Annotated in this window: 16 protein-coding genes; 5 read left to right on the top strand and 11 right to left on the bottom strand. The window is 57.0% G+C overall.

Features of this window, described 5'->3' with window-relative positions; all coding sequences use genetic code 11:
- Window positions 1-47: 47 nt before the first annotated feature.
- Both AC2FI9_RS18155 and AC2FI9_RS18150 read right to left on the bottom strand, forming a co-directional pair.
- Complete coding sequence (locus AC2FI9_RS18155; RefSeq protein ID WP_496769589.1) at window positions 48-1166, bottom strand: hypothetical protein; 1119 nt, start codon at window positions 1164-1166, stop codon at window positions 48-50.
- 409 nt (window positions 1167-1575) lie between these two features.
- A complete protein-coding gene (locus AC2FI9_RS18150) occupies window positions 1576-2655 on the bottom strand; it encodes a coiled-coil domain-containing protein (protein WP_058276579.1) in 1080 nt (359 codons plus the stop codon).
- A gap of 283 nt (window positions 2656-2938) precedes the next feature.
- Between AC2FI9_RS18150 and AC2FI9_RS18145 the strand changes: the two genes are divergently transcribed.
- From AC2FI9_RS18145 to AC2FI9_RS18135, 3 genes are all read left to right on the top strand, one after another.
- Window positions 2939-4414 carry an NAD-dependent succinate-semialdehyde dehydrogenase gene (locus tag AC2FI9_RS18145; protein WP_496736932.1) on the top strand — a complete coding sequence of 492 codons (1476 nt, stop codon included), beginning with the start codon at window positions 2939-2941 and terminating at the stop codon, window positions 4412-4414.
- 129 nt (window positions 4415-4543) lie between these two features.
- Window positions 4544-6727, top strand: coding sequence for an esterase-like activity of phytase family protein (locus tag AC2FI9_RS18140; RefSeq protein ID WP_496769587.1), 2184 nt, complete (start codon window positions 4544-4546; stop codon window positions 6725-6727).
- A 178-nt stretch (window positions 6728-6905) separates the two neighbouring features.
- Window positions 6906-9278 carry an autotransporter family protein gene (locus tag AC2FI9_RS18135; RefSeq protein WP_496699838.1) on the top strand — a complete coding sequence of 791 codons (2373 nt, stop codon included), beginning with the start codon at window positions 6906-6908 and terminating at the stop codon, window positions 9276-9278.
- Window positions 9279-9487: 209 nt separating this feature from the next.
- Here the strand turns inward: AC2FI9_RS18135 and AC2FI9_RS18130 are convergent, their stop codons facing one another.
- The 6 genes from AC2FI9_RS18130 to AC2FI9_RS18105 all read right to left on the bottom strand — a co-directional run bounded on the left by AC2FI9_RS18130 (window position 9488) and on the right by AC2FI9_RS18105 (window position 15698).
- Window positions 9488-9955, bottom strand: a complete 468-nt coding sequence (locus tag AC2FI9_RS18130) for an Hsp20 family protein (RefSeq protein ID WP_496769585.1) — start codon at window positions 9953-9955, stop codon at window positions 9488-9490.
- A gap of 122 nt (window positions 9956-10077) precedes the next feature.
- Entirely contained in the window at window positions 10078-10893 is an 816-nt protein-coding gene (locus AC2FI9_RS18125) for a trypsin-like serine peptidase (RefSeq protein WP_496769583.1), read from the bottom strand.
- Entirely contained in the window at window positions 10890-11684 is a 795-nt protein-coding gene (locus tag AC2FI9_RS18120; RefSeq protein ID WP_496769581.1) for a trypsin-like serine peptidase, read from the bottom strand. Before AC2FI9_RS18120 ends, AC2FI9_RS18125 begins: the two co-directional genes overlap by 4 nt.
- A gap of 118 nt (window positions 11685-11802) precedes the next feature.
- Window positions 11803-13119 carry a glycolate oxidase subunit GlcF gene (glcF, locus tag AC2FI9_RS18115; protein ID WP_496769579.1) on the bottom strand — a complete coding sequence of 439 codons (1317 nt, stop codon included), beginning with the start codon at window positions 13117-13119 and terminating at the stop codon, window positions 11803-11805.
- Window positions 13120-13123: 4 nt separating this feature from the next.
- Entirely contained in the window at window positions 13124-14224 is a 1101-nt protein-coding gene (locus AC2FI9_RS18110; RefSeq protein ID WP_496769577.1) for an FAD-binding protein, read from the bottom strand.
- Window positions 14225-14249: 25 nt separating this feature from the next.
- Complete coding sequence (locus tag AC2FI9_RS18105) at window positions 14250-15698, bottom strand: FAD-linked oxidase C-terminal domain-containing protein (RefSeq protein ID WP_496769575.1); 1449 nt, start codon at window positions 15696-15698, stop codon at window positions 14250-14252.
- A gap of 80 nt (window positions 15699-15778) precedes the next feature.
- On the opposite strand from AC2FI9_RS18105, the gene AC2FI9_RS18100 reads away from it, so the two are divergent.
- The gene (locus AC2FI9_RS18100; RefSeq protein WP_496726721.1) at window positions 15779-16489 is read left to right on the top strand and encodes a DUF599 domain-containing protein; all 711 of its coding nucleotides are present in this window, start codon (window positions 15779-15781) and stop codon (window positions 16487-16489) included.
- A 35-nt stretch (window positions 16490-16524) separates the two neighbouring features.
- Complete coding sequence (locus AC2FI9_RS18095; protein WP_496726722.1) at window positions 16525-16872, top strand: hypothetical protein; 348 nt, start codon at window positions 16525-16527, stop codon at window positions 16870-16872.
- 3 nt (window positions 16873-16875) lie between these two features.
- Here the strand turns inward: AC2FI9_RS18095 and AC2FI9_RS18090 are convergent, their stop codons facing one another.
- Genes AC2FI9_RS18090 through rsfS form a run of 3 tightly spaced genes read right to left on the bottom strand, consistent with a single transcriptional unit; the run spans window position 16876 to window position 18237 of the window.
- Complete coding sequence (locus AC2FI9_RS18090) at window positions 16876-17361, bottom strand: flavodoxin family protein (RefSeq protein ID WP_282170872.1); 486 nt, start codon at window positions 17359-17361, stop codon at window positions 16876-16878.
- A gap of 1 nt (window position 17362) precedes the next feature.
- Window positions 17363-17833: a 23S rRNA (pseudouridine(1915)-N(3))-methyltransferase RlmH gene (rlmH, locus tag AC2FI9_RS18085; protein ID WP_496769573.1), complete on the bottom strand. Its 471-nt coding sequence runs from the start codon at window positions 17831-17833 to the stop codon at window positions 17363-17365.
- A gap of 44 nt (window positions 17834-17877) precedes the next feature.
- Entirely contained in the window at window positions 17878-18237 is a 360-nt protein-coding gene (gene rsfS, locus AC2FI9_RS18080) for a ribosome silencing factor (RefSeq protein ID WP_058276550.1), read from the bottom strand.
- Between the last annotated feature and the right edge of the window lie 54 nt (window positions 18238-18291).

Here is an 18291-nt window from a genome sequence, read left to right as displayed (position 1 = left end):
ACCGCCCTTGCTTCATCTTTTCAAAAATACTCCCGCCGGAGGCCAAACTAATAGCGCAGCACCTGCCCGCTCTTGCTGACCACGAATTTGCGCACATCCCCAAATCCCGGCGGGTTGCGTTCAGCCAGCACCTGAAACGGGCGCTGGGGCAGAATGATTGATCGCTGTGTGCGCGTAGCCCCGGTTTCGGCCCCCTGCCCGCCGAACGGGTCCAGCGCAAAAACCTCGCGCTCGACTGTGGAAAACCACCCGGCGCGTTCTTCGATCACCTCTTCGCTTTCCAGCTCCTCAGTGGTCCAGGCCAGCGCCCAGTCCTGCCCTTGCGGTGCCTGTGCGTCCTCAAGCACCTGCCGCAACGGGCCGGTTTGCTCGGTATAGGCCGAGGAATACATCGGACCCACATGGATCCGGCGCAGATGTTTGGGGTGCAGGTCGTCGAAATCCTGATCGAAGCCTTTGGCAATGGTCACCAGTTTCAGACCGCCTAAGCTTTGCGCCATCAGATGCGCCTGCACTACAGGCCAGCGGCGCTGGTCTTTAGGCAGGGCGGTTTTGCCGCTGTCCTCAAGTTGCATCAGGTAGATGACCGGAAGGTTGATTTGGCTGTCATAGACCGCCCAGTGGATCATGAACTTGCGCCGTTCGCCCTCATTCCCGATCCAGTGGCATTCGGGATCGTTGCGGGCCCAGAACAGCTGACCCTTCAGCAATTCCTCGTAATAGAGCCTTTGCGACAGGGCGAATTGCAGTTTGGTGGGGATTTCTTGATTGCCAATGATCGTCCGCACCATGTCGGTTTTCAGGTCGTCTTCCGAGGGCATATTCGCCAGATGCACCTGCGCCTGCTGCGCGTCATTGGCCATGGTCAGCAGCTCGGCCGCCACCGGAAAGCCGCTGTCGCGCTTGTCCATAGCCAGGCTGCCAAAGAACCGGCCCGTATCGCGCCCGACCAGCAGGTATTTCATGCTGAGCGCGCGAAAAGTGTAGAGCAGCCCCGAGAGGTAGCGCGATACGATCCGCACCTCTTGCTTGCTGATCGCGCCCTCAGCCTCCATCGTCGCGGCCACGCGCAGGAGGTGCACGGTGATCACCTCAAATTTGCGGAAATAGCGGCGCGAGGCGAAGGTGTCGGTCAGGCCGACATGGTCTTGGGTGGGGTCTGTCATGTGCTGACTTGCGATTGCTCAACTTCGACTATGGCTGATTTGAAAAAGCTCAGAAATGCAGTCGCATAGATTCCCAGAATTCCAATCCACGGTACGCCCCAACGGAGCAGCGCAAAGGTGCCGATGGCCAAACAAACAATGGAAAAGCCATATTTCCTCAACATTGAACCCCAAACGGCTTTGACCGCAATTGCATTGGCGAAACTAATTTTGTGCTCTTCGCCAATCTCTCTTGCATCTGAGCCACTCGGTATTGGCGACACGATGCAAAACGCGAACGCGCAACCCCAAATTCCAATGACAAGAACCGCGTTGGTCCCCAAGAAAATCCCTAACAGGCACAGAAAAAGCGATGAGTACCCAACTATGCGGGCGATCTTGTTGCGAACGGTTTTGGTAAACAACTACCTCAGCCCCCATACAGATTCTTATCGTGCTTCTCCACAATCGAGGCGAACCGGCGGGCAAAGCGTTCGTCTGCCTTGGCCTTTTTCTCCAGCACATCACGGGCAAAGACCATATGGTCCTCATGCGCCTCAAGCATGTCGGCCATCTTCTGGTTGGTCGCGGTGCCGATGGCGGCCATGGCGGTTTGCGCCTCTTGATCCGTCTGTACGCCGATCTCGTTGATGCGGTGGGCCACGTCCTGCTGTTGCGCGGTTTTCAGCGATTTGGTCAGGGCGTCATACAGCACCACACGCTGTTGCGTGTCTGTCTGCAGCTTGTTGATCAGCACCATCTGCGTCGCCGCCTGGTTCTGTAAGGAGTCGACCCAGGTCTTGCCCTTTTCGATGTAGCGTTCGAGCGTTTGTGACTTGGCCAGTTTGACCTGCTCTTCCTGAACCTTGGCGTTGTATTGCTTGTTCAGCTCGGCCAGTTCGGTTTCCAGCTGCGTACGCGCGGCGGCGTCCTGTTCGACACTGATCTTGTTTTCCAGAGTGATGATCGTCGGATCCATATCCTGAATCTCGGCCCGCAGCGCCTCTAGTTCAGCAACAGTGGCCTCGCGGTCGTCCAGCGTACCGGTCAGGTTTTCCTCGACCTTCACCCGCTGCTCTTCCAGCACCGACAACTGCCCTTGCAGCAATTGCACGATCACGTCGGATTTGGCGATCAGGTCCTGCAGCTTATCGTCGATATTGGCGGTACGCATCCGTTCCTGCCGCATCGATTCTGATTTGCCTTTCGAGAAGATGCCGACAAACGTCTCCCACCCGGACTTCGAGCGCATCTCATCGAAATCCTTGGAAAAGGCGCTGGTGACGTCGTCCAGACCCATGATCAGCTCGGCGATATTTGCATTCATCACCTCGGTATGGGCGTGCACGTCCTCAAGCGTGGCATTTTCGATGTCGATGTCGGCCTCGGCAGAGCCGATCTTAGAACGCGCGGCTTCAATCCGGGATGTCAGTCCTTCGATCTGAGACTGGCTTTCGCGCACTTTTTGCTGCGTTTCCTCAATCAACGCATCAAACTGCTGGTTCGACATCTGTCCTATTCCTTTTTTATTTATGCACCCAACAAGATAGGGGATGTTACGATCATTTACATCCCCTTGGGCATCCAATCCTGTGGAACTTTGGCAAACTCCACGAAAAAAAGATAGGCGGGTTGACACTTTGACCTCAGATCGCATGAATGCGCCCCGGTAGGCAAAAAACGTCACGTTTACCATACGAAAACTGGATTGATCTGACCCCACGGGTGGCCATAGACAATCCGGGAGGCACATGTTTGAGTGCTAACAAATTTTTATTGCCGGAGGCTGACCCATGCTGGACGCGACAACCGACCTGAAATCAATCCTGAAAAACCCCGATCTGCTTGTAACCAAAGCCTATATCGGCGGTCAGTGGGTCGACGGGGACAATGGCACCTTTGCCGTGACCAACCCGGCGCGCGGCGACGTCGTAGCCGAAGTCGCGGACCTGAGCCGCGCGCAGGTCGCCGGCGCGATCGCACAGGCCGAGGCCGCGCAAAAGGAATGGGCCAAGCTGACCGGCAAGGAACGCGCCGTGATTCTGCGTCGCTGGTACGACCTGATGATGGAAAACGCCGAAGATCTGGGCAAAATCCTGACCGCCGAGCAAGGCAAGCCGCTGGCCGAGGCCGTTGGTGAGATTGGGTATGGTGCGTCGTTCATCGAGTTTTTCGGCGAAGAGGCAAAGCGCGTTTATGGCGAGACGATCCCGGGCCATCAGCGCGACAAGCGGATCATGGTGTTGAAACAGCCGATCGGAGTTGCGGCCTCGATCACGCCGTGGAACTTCCCCAATGCGATGATCACCCGCAAGGCAGCTCCGGCGCTGGCAGCAGGTTGCGCATTTGTTGCGCGCCCGGCCAAGGAAACACCGCTGTCTGCATTGGTCATGGGCGTTCTGGCCGAACAGGCTGGTATCCCGGCAGGCGTGTTCAACGTTCTGCCGTCCTCCAGCGCCAGCGAGATTGGGAAGGAATTCTGCGAAAATCCCGGCGTGCGCAAGCTGACCTTCACCGGCTCGACCGAAGTGGGTCGTATCCTGCTGAAACAGGCCGCTGATCAGGTGATGAAATGCTCGATGGAACTAGGCGGCAACGCGCCGTTCATCGTGTTTGACGATGCCGATCTGGATGCGGCCGTCGAAGGCGCGATGATGTGCAAATTCCGCAACAACGGCCAGACCTGCGTCTGCGCTAACCGCATCTATGTGCAGGCCGGTGTTTACGACGAATTCGCGGCCAAGCTGAAAGCGGCGGTCGAAGCACTGAAGATCGGCGACGGCCTGGCCGAAGGCACAACCACCGGCCCGCTGATCAACGCCGAAGCAGTGGTCAAGGTTGAAGAGCACATCAAGGACGTCACCGACAAGGGCGGCGCGGTTCTGACCGGCGGTCTACCGCATGATCTGGGTGGCACCTTCTTCCAGCCGACGATTGTGACTGGCGTGACTCAGGACATGATGGTCGCGCAGGACGAGACCTTTGGCCCGCTGGCACCGCTGTTCAAGTTCGAGGACGAAGACGATGTGATCGCGATGGCCAATGACACCATCTTTGGTCTGGCGTCCTACTTCTATGCCAAGGACCTGAGCCGCGTATACAAAGTGGCCGAGGCGCTGGAATACGGCATCGTCGGCGTGAACACCGGTATCATCTCGACCGAGCTCGGCCCGTTTGGCGGTGTCAAACAATCCGGCTTGGGCCGCGAAGGCAGCCATCACGGCATGGAAGATTATCTTGAAATGAAGTACGTCTGCCTGTCGGTCTGATCTGAAAATGGCCCCGGTGTACAGCGCCGGGGCCTTTTGGTTTGTCACAAAACTGCAAACAAACCGTCACATTCCTGCAATGACCCGCGTTCATCCCCCTCTCATCCAAGTGAGAGAGGATACCACCCGATGTCATTGCGCTGTGTCTGCCTGACATCTGCCCTTGCCCTGACCGCCGGTCAGGCAGCGGCAGAAATGAATTTCAACCGAATTGCGTCTTTCCCCGTCGTCAAAAATATGGCCGAGGGGGCGGATACCACCCGCGAAACCTCGCCCGAGATCATCGCGGCGACTGCTGATGGCATGACGCTGGTCTATACGGACAGCCCGCTGGGTATGATTGGTATGGTCGATATCACCGACCCCGCGAACCCCGCGCCACTGGGTGCGATGGACGTGGGTGGTGAGCCGACATCCGTGGGGATTGTTGGCACGACGGCTTTTGTGGGCGTGAACACTTCGGAAAGCTATACTGTCCCTTCGGGCAAGCTGATCTCGGTCGATATTGCGGGCAAGGTGGAAACCGGTGCCTGTGATCTGGGTGGTCAGCCCGACAGTGTCGCGATTGCCCCGGATGGCAACTTTGTTTCCGTAGCCATCGAGAATGAGCGTGACGAAGACCTGAACGACGGGGTCCTCCCTCAGCTGCCTGCCGGAACACTGGCTCTGGTGCCGCTGAAAGACGGCGCATTGGATTGCGCGGGCATGAAGATGGCCTCGCTGACCGGTCTGGCCGACGTTGCCTCCACCGACCCCGAACCCGAGTTCGTGGACATCAATAGTCTGGGCGAAACTGTCGTCACCCTGCAGGAAAACAACCACATCGCGGTCGTGGACAAAGACGGCAAGGTGATCAGCCATTTCTCGGCCGGTAGCGTAGATCTGGATGGTATCGACGCCACCGATGAGCGCGGCGCACTGGTTTTCACCGAAAGTCAGCCGGGCCGTCTGCGTGAACCGGACGCGGTGAAATGGGTCGACGAGAACCACTTCGCCACCGCCAACGAAGGCGACTACGAGGGCGGTTCGCGTGGCTGGACGATCTTCCACAAGGACGGCGCCGTAGTTTACGAAAACGGTACCGGTTTCGAGAAAGCCATCATCCAGATCGGTCACTATCCCGACAAACGCTCGGACGCCAAAGGTGTTGAGCCTGAAAGTGTGACCGCAGCGACCTTCGGTGACACACCAATGATCTTTGTAGGAGCCGAGCGCGCCTCGGTCGTGGGTGTCTATGACGCCACCGATCCGGCCAACCCGGTTCTGAAACAGCTGCTGCCTTCAGGCGTTGGTCCCGAAGGTTATGTTGCGATCCCGAAACGTAACCTGCTGATCTCGGCTAATGAAAAGGACCTGATCGAAGACGGTGGCCCGCGTGCACACGTGAAGATCTACGAATATCAGGACGCCCCGGCCACCTATCCGCATCTGACGTCCGCAGGCACGGATGAGCTGATCGGCTGGGGCGCGCTGTCCGGTCTGGTGTCTGATGAGGACGGCATGATCTACGCGGTCAACGACAGCTTTTATGGCTTCCAGCCTTCGATTTTCAAGATCGACCCCAGCCAGAAACCCGCCCGCATCGTGGATGTGATCCGCATCCACCGTCAGGACGGCAACCCGGCGCAGAAGCTGGATCTGGAAGGCATCACGCTGGACGGTAAAGGCGGATTCTACGTCGCCTCCGAAGGGCGCACCGACCGTGTTATCCCGCACGCGATCTACCACGTGTCCGCTGATGGCCTGATCAAGGATCGCAAAGGCGAGATCGGCCTGCCGCCGGAACTGATGGCAGTCGAAAAGCGTTTTGGCTTTGAGGGCATCACCAAGGTTGGCGACACCCTGTGGATGGCCGTTCAGCGCGAATGGAAGGACGACCCCAAGAACCACGTGAAACTGGTCGCGTACAATCTGGACACCAAGGAATGGGGTGCAGTGCACTATCCCAAGGCTGACCCGGAAAAAGGCTGGGTTGGCCTGTCGGAAATCGTGGCATTTGGTGACCATGTCTATGTCATCGAGCGCGACAATCAACATGACCACCGCGCCGTGACCAAAAAGGTCTACCGTATCCCGCTGTCAGAGATGACCCCGGCCCCGTTAGGCGGTCCCCTGCCCGTGGTCAGCAAGCAAGAGGTCCGCGACCTGCTGCCTGACCTGACCTCAACCGGTGGTTACGTTCTGGACAAGATCGAAGGTCTGGCCATCCTGCCCTCGGGCGAAGCGTTTGTGATGACCGACAATGACGGTGTCGACGATGCCTCGGGCGAGACGATGTTCTGGTCGATCGGGTCGGTGACTGGTGGGAACTAAACTCAACAGGAAAAACACAGAAGGACCCCGCACGAAATTGTGCGGGGTCATTTAACTTCAGACGTCAGATTTGAGCCCAAAGCAGTCAATCGTTCGACTTTTCCGAAATACTTAAAAAAAATGCACTGCATATCAAAAACGGGTGTAGCCTAACTTGTGTAGTTAGGGGAGAACGCTAATGCAAACAAAGGACCCGGCAAATTCAGCAAGGTACGCTCAGCGCTTAATTGTCTCTAGTTCCACGTTGGGTGCCTTGGCTTATTTGCTATTGCCGGGCGATGCCTGGGCCCAAAGTTCGCAATCTTGCGTCGAAGTTGGTGCTCCCCGTGACGAATACACTGCTGGAACAGAGACTATTCTTAGCGGGCAGACGATATCTTCTACTGTGAAAACCTGCCTGCCAATTCCAAACGGACCCATCACGGCGCTTCTGATTGGTAATTCTTCCATAACGCCTTCTGGGGAAATTGAGCTTTATGTCCCGGGGCAGAGTCAAAATCCAGACAGAGCATCGGTACTGACTTTGTTGAACGTCGATGTAGCGGCTGGGAGCGGCGACTTTGTTTCACGGGAGGCCTTGACGACGCAAATCAACGGCACACTACGAGTCAATATTGTAGGGACTTCGATTGGATCAGGACGATCCATGACATTTGCACCTGCAAACGGTGGCGATGTTGATCCTACAGAGGTTTACTTCCAGTCAGATACTCCATTGACCTACGATGATTTGACAGTCACTAACGCGACAGAAATCGCTTTTGGTGTGCTCAATATTCAGACAAGAGTTGCTGAAGCGTCTGATTTTACTCTGACCAACAGTTCGATGTCGGCCACTAGCGATATGGTGATAGGTGGCGGCACAACGCTACGACTCGATGCATCCAGCAGTCTGACCACGGTCGATTTTGATAACTTTGGTACTCTGGCCGGCAACGGCACCGTGAACGCATTCAATTTCAACGTGAGAAATGGCGCTGTTCTTTCACCGGGCTCCTCGATTGGGACGTTGAATATTAATAGTGCAATTTCCTTCGATGCAGGGTCGACGATTTTGTCGGAAGTCGACCCCACAGCGGCACAAAATGCGGATCTGGTTTCGTCAACAGACGCAGTCACTGGTATCAACAAAGCTACCATACAAGTCGAAGCTGCTCGGCCCGGCCTGACTGCGCAAGACTACGCTGCCGGCAACAATTATACTGTTTTTCGAGCTTCAAGTTTTGATGGAGACTCACCGACGCTCGTTGCAGGTGGATCTCTGCCAGCTTTGTCTAACCTTACGATAGCCAATACGCCCACGGCAGATGGTCAGGTCGACATTGCATTCACTGCACAACCGGTCTCAAGCTTGCCGCAGAACCCGGCAGTTACCAGTTCGCCAAATGCCAGCAACCTCGCTGGAGCGGTTGCTAATACCACAAACACGTCACCGGGGACGGGGCTCAGTAGTGGCTCAACAATTGGTGCCGCAGTCAACACGCTCACCAATTCAGGTCTGGCTGGGTTTAATCGTGTGCATGCGGAACCCTATTCCTCCAACCTGACCATTGGGCTTGAGCAACTAGACCTGATAACCAACACGGTTCTGAGCCATGCTGACTGCCGCAAATTTCAAGCAGTTGGTCTCAACAATCAAAACCGACCCGTTGCATCAGGTGGCATCGACACGGTCCACAGCCCTAGTGGTGCAGTCGACTGCTCTGATCGGCGCTGGTGGATCGACACAGCGTATGTGAGCGGGGACGTTGATGGAACTAACGGCCTCGGGACATTCGACTATTCGCTCGGCACCATTTTGGTCGGTGCGGATGTCTTCAGTTCGGAAAGAGGGGTCGTTGGCGTGTACGCAGGATTCGGGACGTCCTCAATGGATGAGCACGATCAAGTTGATCAGGACTTTTCCACCGACAGCTATCACGCGGGCGTCTACGGGCGTACAACGACTGGAACGTGGGAGTTCTCTGGGCTGATCGGTTACATGTTCGGTGAAACTGACGCCAAGCGGAATAACCCTTCTGTAGACGGATTTACGGGAGGCGAGGCAAAGTCGGATTTGGACCAAGAAGGCATTCACGCCGGTATCCAGGCACGGAAGCTGTTTAATCTGGAGAGTGGCGCAAGAGTTTCCACGGTTTTCGGACTAAACTACGGGCGCATCCAACAAGGCTCTGGAACAGAAACCGGAGGCGGCGATTTCAACTATTCAATTGAAAAAGCGGATGCAGAGTCTTTGGTCGCCTCGATTGGCGTCGACTATCAACGGGACTTTTTGAGTGACAATGGTGTGCTAACCCCAATTGCCTTTGCTCGCTACGAGTACGACTTTTTTGCCAACAAGGATAGTGAGCATGAAGTCACGGTTACAAGCCCGATATTTGGGACATTTACGCAGGTCGGGCAAAACCGAGGAACCAACGGCTTCGTCCTCGGGTTGGGGCTGGGATATCAAATATCCGAGCAAGCCAGACTAACAGCAGGATACGGCTATTCGGTACGTTCAAATGGTCAAGAACATGGTTTGGGGGCAAATCTTAGTGTTCGATTCTGATTTCGTGACACAGTTGTTTCTTTTTTGACATCATACACGTTGACCACAGTTGTTGCGGCAATCATCGATGAGCCCTGTGGACGTCAGCTTTGTCCCGCATTGCGGACCTTCTGGTACTACAAAAAAACAACGCCCCGCGTCTGGAGGAACGCGGGGCGTATGGTGCGATAATCCAGAGAGGAACGATTATCGCGGCGTTTTAGGTCGCCTTAGTTTACAGCTTTGGCGTCGACCACATCCTTTTCGATGGCATTGGCCGAAGAGATCTCGATCCGGCGCGGTTTCAAGGCCTCGGGCACTTCGCGCTTCAGGTCGATGTTCAGCATGCCGTCTTCGTGGTTGGCACCGGTGACACGCACGTGATCGGCCAGCGCAAAGCGGCGTTCGAACGCGCGGGTGGCGATGCCACGATGCAGATAGCTGCGCTCTTTGTCCTCGGCGGCTTTTTTGCCAGCAACGATAAGGGCGTTTTCTTTCACTTCGACCGACAGGTCATTTTCCGAAAAGCCGGCGACAGCAACCGAGATGCGATAGGTGTCGGCATCGGTCTTTTCGATGTTGTAAGGCGGGTAGCTCGGCTGAGCCACATCATTGGTCAGCACGCGATCCATCATATCGGCGATCTGGTCGAAACCAACGGTGGCGCGGTGCAGGGGTGCAAAATCAAAACTACGCATGTGTCATATCCTCATATCAGAGCGATCTGTGTTCTGCCCTCCGTTCGGACGGGCATCTGGTTGATACGGGCCCCGTTCGTGGCGACCCGACACAGTTCACATGGGTAGCATTTTGATCGAGTTCAACCCCCGCCCGAGCTGATGAATTTCGCGCCGGAATTCGACTTGTCGGATCCGACTTGCAGCCGGCGGATCGTTGCCTGGGGGCGCGGGGCATCGCGCCGCAAGTCCGCCTTGAGTTCGGCAACAATTCCAGACAGTTCCATCCCGTAGCCGGCCACGCGGCCCCCGTAGGTTCCGATTGCTGAGACAACTGACAGGATCTGCCAGCGCGGGCCATTTCTGGCCAGCAATGCCGAACCGGACGAGCCAAAAGTGATGTCGCAGTTGAAGGTGATCAACCCTTGCTGGCGACCCAGGATACGGCAGGACCTTTCCCGCGTGATCGCCTCGGACCGGCCGCGCCCGTATGAGGCTAAGCTGACCTCGGTTCCGGCAACGCGCCCCGTGTGCAAGGCAAACGGATTGGCGATAGAATAAGGGATCGGCTGTTCCAAACGCATCAGCGCAACATCGGCGCGGACATTATTCGGTGACAGCGGGGCATTGCTGACATATTCCGGGTTCACGGCAATCTGCATGACTTTGCGATCTGCCAGCGCCTCACCATGGCTCAAACCAGCGCGAAAAGTCACCTTTCCCGGCTCGTAGGTTTTGCCGCTAGCCTTGTCCAACGCACAGTGCGCAGCGGTCAAAACCAGATCCTGCGCAATCAGGGTGCCTGTGCAAAACCCGTCATCGCCGATGTCCAGACGTCCAACCGCCTCCCACCCGTAAAGGTCATCGCGGTCCGTCAGTTTGCGCTTGGCGGTCTGGGCGTAAGTTGCAGAGGCGGAAATTGAAAGAAACAAAAGAAAATTCAGAAAAAAGCGACTCATGGTTTTATGAACCTTGCTCCAATATTGCGGCGTGTCCCTCCTTGGGAGGAAGATACGCCAAATCCGCGGCCAGCCGACAATTCTGCCTGCAGCAGTTCCAATGAATCTTCGACCGCGGTGCCGACGGCCACGCGCTGCCCGTTGAATTCGGCCTTGGCTGCGACGACCGAAACGATGCGCGGCCGGTCCCCTTCAAAGGAAAAGACCGGTGCGCCCGACGACCCGAACTCGACGTCACAGGACAACACCAAAACGTTGGATGTGCGCGTCATGACCGAGCACACTTCTTGCAACGAGGGAGCCTCGGCCCGATCCTGCGCGTAGGACACGACCCCCACTTCGGCACCTCGGGCCGGACGGTTTCCGGTCTCGAACGGAATTACGCTCGTATTGCGGATCGGTTGCCACAGCTCGATCAGCGCGATGTCATTGTACAGCCGCGAGGCCGTTGCCTCGGTGCTGTATTCGTAGTCTGGGTGAACAACAGCGCGACGTGCGGCCCGATAGGCCGATGCACGTCCAAGACGCCAGGCGGCCAGAAACTCGACCTCTGCCAGGTCGATCCGCTGACCAGTTACCTTATCGAACAGACAATGGGCAGCCGTCAAAACCTGGGTCGGAGAAATCAGTGTCCCGGTACAAAACCCGGCGCCGTCCTTGATATCCAGGCGCCCGACCGCCATCCACGCGCGCCCCGCATCGGTGGTGTCCAGGCTTTTCAACCCGGTATCCTGGGCTGCGGCGGACAATGGCGTCAAAGCCAGTGCCAATGCTGTGATCCAGTTTCGCAAACGGCACTCCGGCTTTGCTGTTGACGTATTTTCCTACGTCTCCGGTGCGGCAAAAATAGGGCGATGACGCCCGCGTCCGTTTAACGTGGCGAGTGGTGCGCAGTTGCATCAGCATGGTCTATCTAAGGACCGGAACCTCAGATTTGGCTGGTTCACGCAAGGCCCGCGGCACCGGCCCGCCGGTTGCCCAATCCAAAAGCTCGACCGTGTGCAGCACGGGAATGTTCGTGCCAGAGCCGATCTGCATCATGCATCCGATATTGCCTGCCGCGATCACGTCCGGCTTTTTGGCTTCCAGCGTTGTGACCTTGCGGTCCTTCAGCTTGCCCGAAATCTCGGGCTGCATCAGGTTGTAAGTCCCTGCGCTGCCGCAGCACAGGTGGCTATCTGCAGGCTCTAACACGGCGAAACCAGCCTGTTTCAGCAGAGTTTTGGGATGAGCTTTGATCTTTTGACCGTGCTGCAGAGAACACGCTGCATGATATGCAACGGTCAGGCCCTTGTCTTCGCCCTGTGGCAGCTCCAGCTGGATCAGCAGTTCGCTGATATCCATTGCAATCGACGACACCCGCGCCGCGTCTTCGGCCATGGGATCATTGCGAAACATATGGCCATAATCCTTCACCGTCGTACCGCAGCCCGAGGTGTTGATGACGATGGCGTCCAGCCCGTCGCCGTTCATTTCTGCGGTCCAGGCCCTGATATTGGCTTTTGCGGCCTCATGACTTTCGCGAGTCTTGCCCATGTGATGGGTCAGGGCGCCGCAGCACCCTGCCCCTTCGGCCACGACGACTTCGCATCCCATCCTCGTCAAAAGTCGAATAGTTGCGTCGTTAATGTCTGTATTCAAAGCTTTTTGCGCACAACCCGTCATCAGCGCAACGCGCTTGCTCTGCGGTCCTTTAGCCGGAAATCTCTGCGGGTCGTCATTGCGACTAACGGGCGGGATATGTTTGGGTGCCATGTCCAGCATGGCACGCAACCGGGCATCAGGCATCAGAAAGCGGAATGGCCGCCCGAGCTTCGCCCCGATCAAAGCCCAGCGGAACCGCATCGGATAAGGCAGGATCTGAGCCAACACCCAACGCAGCGCACGATCCGAGAAGGGGCGTTTGTAGTTCTCTTCGATGTATTCCCGCGCGTGGTCGACCAGATGCATATAGTGCACCCCCGATGGGCATGTGGTCATACAGGCCAGGCAAGACAGGCAGCGGTCGATATGCTTGACCGTTTTCTCATCCGGCACACGCTCGTTTTCCAGCATGTCCTTGATCAGGTAAATGCGCCCCCGTGGACTATCCAACTCGTCCCCCAGCACCTGATATGTCGGGCATGTGGCTGTGCAAAACCCACAATGGACGCAGTTTCGCAGGATTTCATTTGATCTTTGGATCGCGGGATCTTGCAACTGCTTTTCGGTGAACGTCGTCTGCATCGGCTTACCCCATCAACCCCGGATTAAACAAACCGCGGGGGTCGAATCTTTGACGAATACCCTTGGTTAGAGCCGCAATACCATGCGCCTCCGGTTGAAAACGCCCCAGTTCGGCAAGTGTATCCTGTCCTGCCCGCACGATATTTGCGTGACCGTCAAACGCGCCTAATTGCGCCCGCAGATCAGTTCCAACCGGCACCAAGGCCCAGATCAACCCGCCACCCCAATCAAACAACGTCCGATCTGCCCGGATGCGCGCAACGATGTCCGGCGCATCCGAGGGTTTGACCGAAATGCGCCAGACATCACCGCTTTGTTCGTGGAAACCGGCTGCATCACGCAGGTCGGCCCACAATGTGCCAGGATGCTCAAGTTCGGCAACCTCGCCGAAAACAGACAGTAGGGATTTCAGTTGATCCGATCGGTATGTCACCGAACCCGCAAATCCTTCGAGGCGCAGTAAGGCGCTTCCCATATCCGGGTCGTACGCCGCTCCGCTGACGTCAAAAGGGGATTTCAATGCGGCGGACAGCGCTGCAACTGCCGTGGTCACATCGGGCACCTGAACGGACAGCGTAGCCGAGATTTCGGGCTTGGGTAGTACTTTCAACGACACTTCGGTCAAAACACCCAAAGTGCCCCAGGATCCCGCCATCAGCTTGACCAGATCATAGCCGGTGACGTTCTTCATGACCCGGCCGCCATTCTTGACGACCTGCCCCATGCCATCGACATAGCGCACGCCCAAAAGGAAATCACGACATGCCCCTGCCTGTATCCGCCGTGGCCCTGATATGTTGGCCGCCACGACACCGCCTATGGTCGGAATGCCGCTGGTCCCCAACAGTCCCCGATGATCCATAGGCTCAAAAGCCAATTGCTGACCTTCTGCATCTAATGCGGCCTCGATCTCTGTCACCGGCGTGCCGGCTTTCGCCACCAGCGTTAGCGCACCGGGTTCGTAAAGTGTGATGCCGGTTATTCCGCTTGTTTCAATCACCGCATCTTGTCCCGCAACACCGCGCGTACCGCCTCCCTTGATGCGGACCGGTTCGTTCAGCCCGGCCACCAACTCGGCCAGTTCGGCTTCTGTCTTTGGTTTCATGACAATTCTTCTTTGTTAGAGCCGATTATTCAGCGGCAATCTGCGCGATGCGTCGGGATTCAGACGCATTCAACGGAAAAACCTTGGCGGGGTTCAGCAACCACTTTGGATCGAACACATCCTTTACGGCCATCTGCGCCTCAAGGTCCGCAGGCGCGTATTGATGGTGCATCAGATCGCGCTTTTCGATCCCAACCCCGTGCTCACCTGTCAGGCAGCCACCCACATCAACGCAAAGCTTCAGGATATCGGCTCCGAACGCCTCACATTTCTCCAGATCACCCGGCTTGTTGGCATCAAACAGGATCAACGGGTGCATGTTGCCATCGCCTGCATGAAACACGTTGCCGACCGGCAGGCCGTATTCTTCGCTCATTTCACCAATCCGGCGCAGCACTTCCGGCAAGGACGATACCGGGATCGTGCCGTCCAGGCACATGTAGTCGTTCAACTGCCCCATCGCACCAAAGGCCGACTTGCGCCCCAGCCAGATTTTCGCGCTTTCCTCAGCCGATTGGCTTTCGCGCAGCTCCACCGGGTTATGGCGCTTGGCGATGTCGATGATTTTTGACAATTGATAGTCCATCTCGGCCTCGGACCCTTCGACCTCGACAATCAGCAAAGCGGTGCAGTCGGGGTAGCCTGCATGGGCGAAGTTTTCGCAGGCCTTAATGCACAGGGTATCCATGAATTCGATTGCAACCGGCAGGATGCCCGACTTGATAATGTCCGAGACGCATTGCCCGGCAACTTCGTTGTCATCAAATCCCATGAGCACGGGTCGTGCACCTTCGGGTTTTCGCAATATCCGCAATGTGGCTTCGGTCACCACGCCCAACTGCCCTTCTGACCCGCAGATGACTCCCAACAGGTCCAAGCCGCCAGAGTCCAGGTGCGCGCCGCCAATCTCGACCACGCTGCCATCCATCAGCACCATCTTTACGCCCAACAGGTTGTTCGTGGTCACGCCGTATTTCAGACAATGCGCCCCGCCCGAGTTCATCGCGATGTTCCCGGCAATGGCACAGGCAAGCTGTGAGGACGGATCCGGCGCATAAAAGAAGTCGTCTTCCTCGACCGCTCCAGTCACACTCAGGTTGGTGCGGCCTGATTGAACGCGAATGAAACGGTTGTCATAATCGACCTCCAGCACCTCATTCATCCGGGCGACGCCAAGGATGACGCAATCCGCCGTTGGCAAGGCGCCACCGGCCAATGACGTACCCGAACCGCGCGGAACCACAGGAACACCTTCTTCATTACAGATGCGTAATACGTCCGAGACCTCTTGCGTGGTCGACGGCAGAACCGCCAGCATCGGAGGGCACCGATATGCCGTCAGCGCGTCACATTCATAAGCACGAGTCTCGGACGGTTCGTGAATCACCGCGTCCTCGGGCAACACTTGCAACAAACGTTGTAGAACCACGGTCTTGCGGCGCAGAATGTCAGGGTTTGGCGTTGGCATTTCCATGGCTGATCCTCTATTTGGTAAAATAATATTACCAATTTCCCCATCTGGCAAGTTCTCATGTCTGGCCCTAAGGTCGCAGCATGACTTGGATTGATCGCGCACAACTGTTTTCACCGCTGGATTATGCGGCCATTGCCGTGTTGCTGATCACTTGGCTGTGGATCGGATGGCGGATCGAAAACCCGTCACCCAACAAGCATTCCGTCACAGTGATGATGGATGACTATCGTCGAGAATGGATGCGGGAAATGGTCACCCGGCAACCCCGAATGTTTGACGCGCAGGTGGTCGCGGCGATGCGGCAGGGCAGCACATTTTTTGCCTCGACCACGATGATCGCCATCGGGGGCGGATTGGCCCTGCTGGGCAATACCGAAAGTCTTGCCGGCGTCGCCAATGATCTGGCCATCGGTAGCGCACCGGCCATGGTGTGGGAGATCAAGATCCTGATCATCATCCTGCTTCTGGCCAATGCATTCCTGAAATATGTGTGGGCGCACCGGTTGTTTGGCTATTGCGCGGTTCTGATGGCCTCGGTGCCCAATGAACCGTCGGACCCACAAGCCTATCCGCGCGCAGCACAAGCGGCCGAGATCTGCGTCACCGCGGCGCGCAGCTTTAACCGCGGTTTGCGCGTGACTTATTTTGCCCTGGCATCCGTTGCTTGGATACTTGGCCCCGTGGCGCTGATGCTGGGCACGGCGATCACATTTGGTGTCCTATACCGGCGCGAGTTTGCGTCGCATTCCCGGCTGGTCCTGCTGTCCCAACCGCGCGACACGGATTCGTGATCGCGAAGCCGACGGACACAGCCTAGGATCGCCTCATGCGGTATTTGATTCTCAGCCTTTTTCTCGCCAGCCCAGCGCTTGCCGACCCTTCTATGCTTGAAAACGTGGCGGCCAGCCAAAGCGGCGACACGTGGCGATTCGACGTGACGATCCGCCATCCCGATACCGGGTGGGATCACTATGCCGATGGCTGGCGTGTTCTGGACATGGACGGCAATGAACTGGGTATGCGCGTATTGCATCACCCGCATGAGAATGAGCAGCCCTTTACACGCTCACTATCCGGGGTGGCGATTCCAGATGGCGTGTCTCAGGTTCAGATTCAGGCGCGGTGCAGTGTCGATGGCTGGGGTGACGAGACGACGTTGGTCACACTGAACTGATCTTCAGAACACACCCAGCGCCAGACCCGCACCCAACGCAGCCCCAATATCACGGCACTCATCCAGTTGGTTTTGCGGGATGGTCTTTTCGGCCAGAATAGCTTCGGGCGTTTGCGCATGGGTGCAGATGATCAGCGGCGACTGAACCTCTTTCAAGCGCCACCCAGTGGCAATCCGCGCGGTTTGGCGGGCCGCATTCTCGCCATCAGACCCGGCACAGATCATCTGGGCATAGGGCCGTCCTTCGATCTTGCCCAGAACAGGGTAGTAGCAGCGATCAAAGAACTCTTTCATTAAACCTGAAATCGCAGCCAGATTCTCGGGCGCGCAGAAGATAAACCCATCCGCGGCCAGCAAATCCTCAGGGGTCGCCTGATCTGCAGTTTTCAGAACCGTTTCCGCTTCGTCCCGCGCTCCTGCCGCGGCGGCTTGGGCCATTTGACGGGCGCCGCCGGTGCGCGAATGGTAGACGATCAAAAGCTGCGCCATGTCAGACCCGGTGATAGGGACCGCCCGACAGGATGGTCGCGGCCCGGTAAAGTTGCTCGGCCAGCATCACACGGACCAGCATATGCGGCCAGACCATCGACCCGAATGAGATGGAAAAATCGGCCTCGGCCCGCAGATCAGGGTCTATTCCGTCCGCACCGCCAATGATCAATGCCAGATCCTGCCGCCCGGCATCGCGCCAGCCACCCAGTTTTTTTGCAAAATCAGGCGAGGACATCACCCGCCCACGTTCATCCAGTGTGCAGATCACCGCACCTTTGGGCAGGGCCTTGCGCAGCAACGCGGCCTCGGCCCCCATCCCTGCGTTTTTTTTGTCCTCAACTTCGATCACCTGTGCAGGACCAAGGCTCAGGCTACGGCCGGTCCGGTCAAATCTGGTCAGATAATCGTCAAGCAGGGACTTCTCCGGTCCGGCACGCAATCGCCCGACCGCACAAATGCTTATACGCATATTTCTCTCGCCTCCGGCCTGTTAATGCAGGCCGGGATAGCGCCTCAGTTGGCCGAGGCGCTGCCGCCCTGAGGCAGCCACATCTTTTCCAGCTGATAGAATTCACGCACTTCGGGGCGGAAGATATGGACGATCACGTCGCCCGTATCGATCAGCACCCAGTCGCCGGCATCCTTGCCTTCGACCTTCGAGGTGAAACCGAATTCCTGCTTGATGCGATCCGTCAGCTTTTCGGCCATGGCCGAGACCTGACGTGTCGAACGCCCGGACGCAATGACCATGTGATCCGCGACAGACGACTTGCCTTGCAGGTTGATCTGCACGACATCTTCGGCCTTGTCATCGGAAAGTGAGGAAAGGATACGCTCAAGCAGCTTGTCGCTGATTGACTGAGAGTGGGCCATTACATTGGCCCCGTCATCGGCGGGCAAACCCGCCTGTGTATGTAGAGACAGGAC

The organism is Ruegeria sp. CDSA246 (assembly GCF_059611225.1).
Note: the sequence above shows the minus strand (reverse complement) of the source record. Positions and strands in the feature narration are given on the sequence as shown.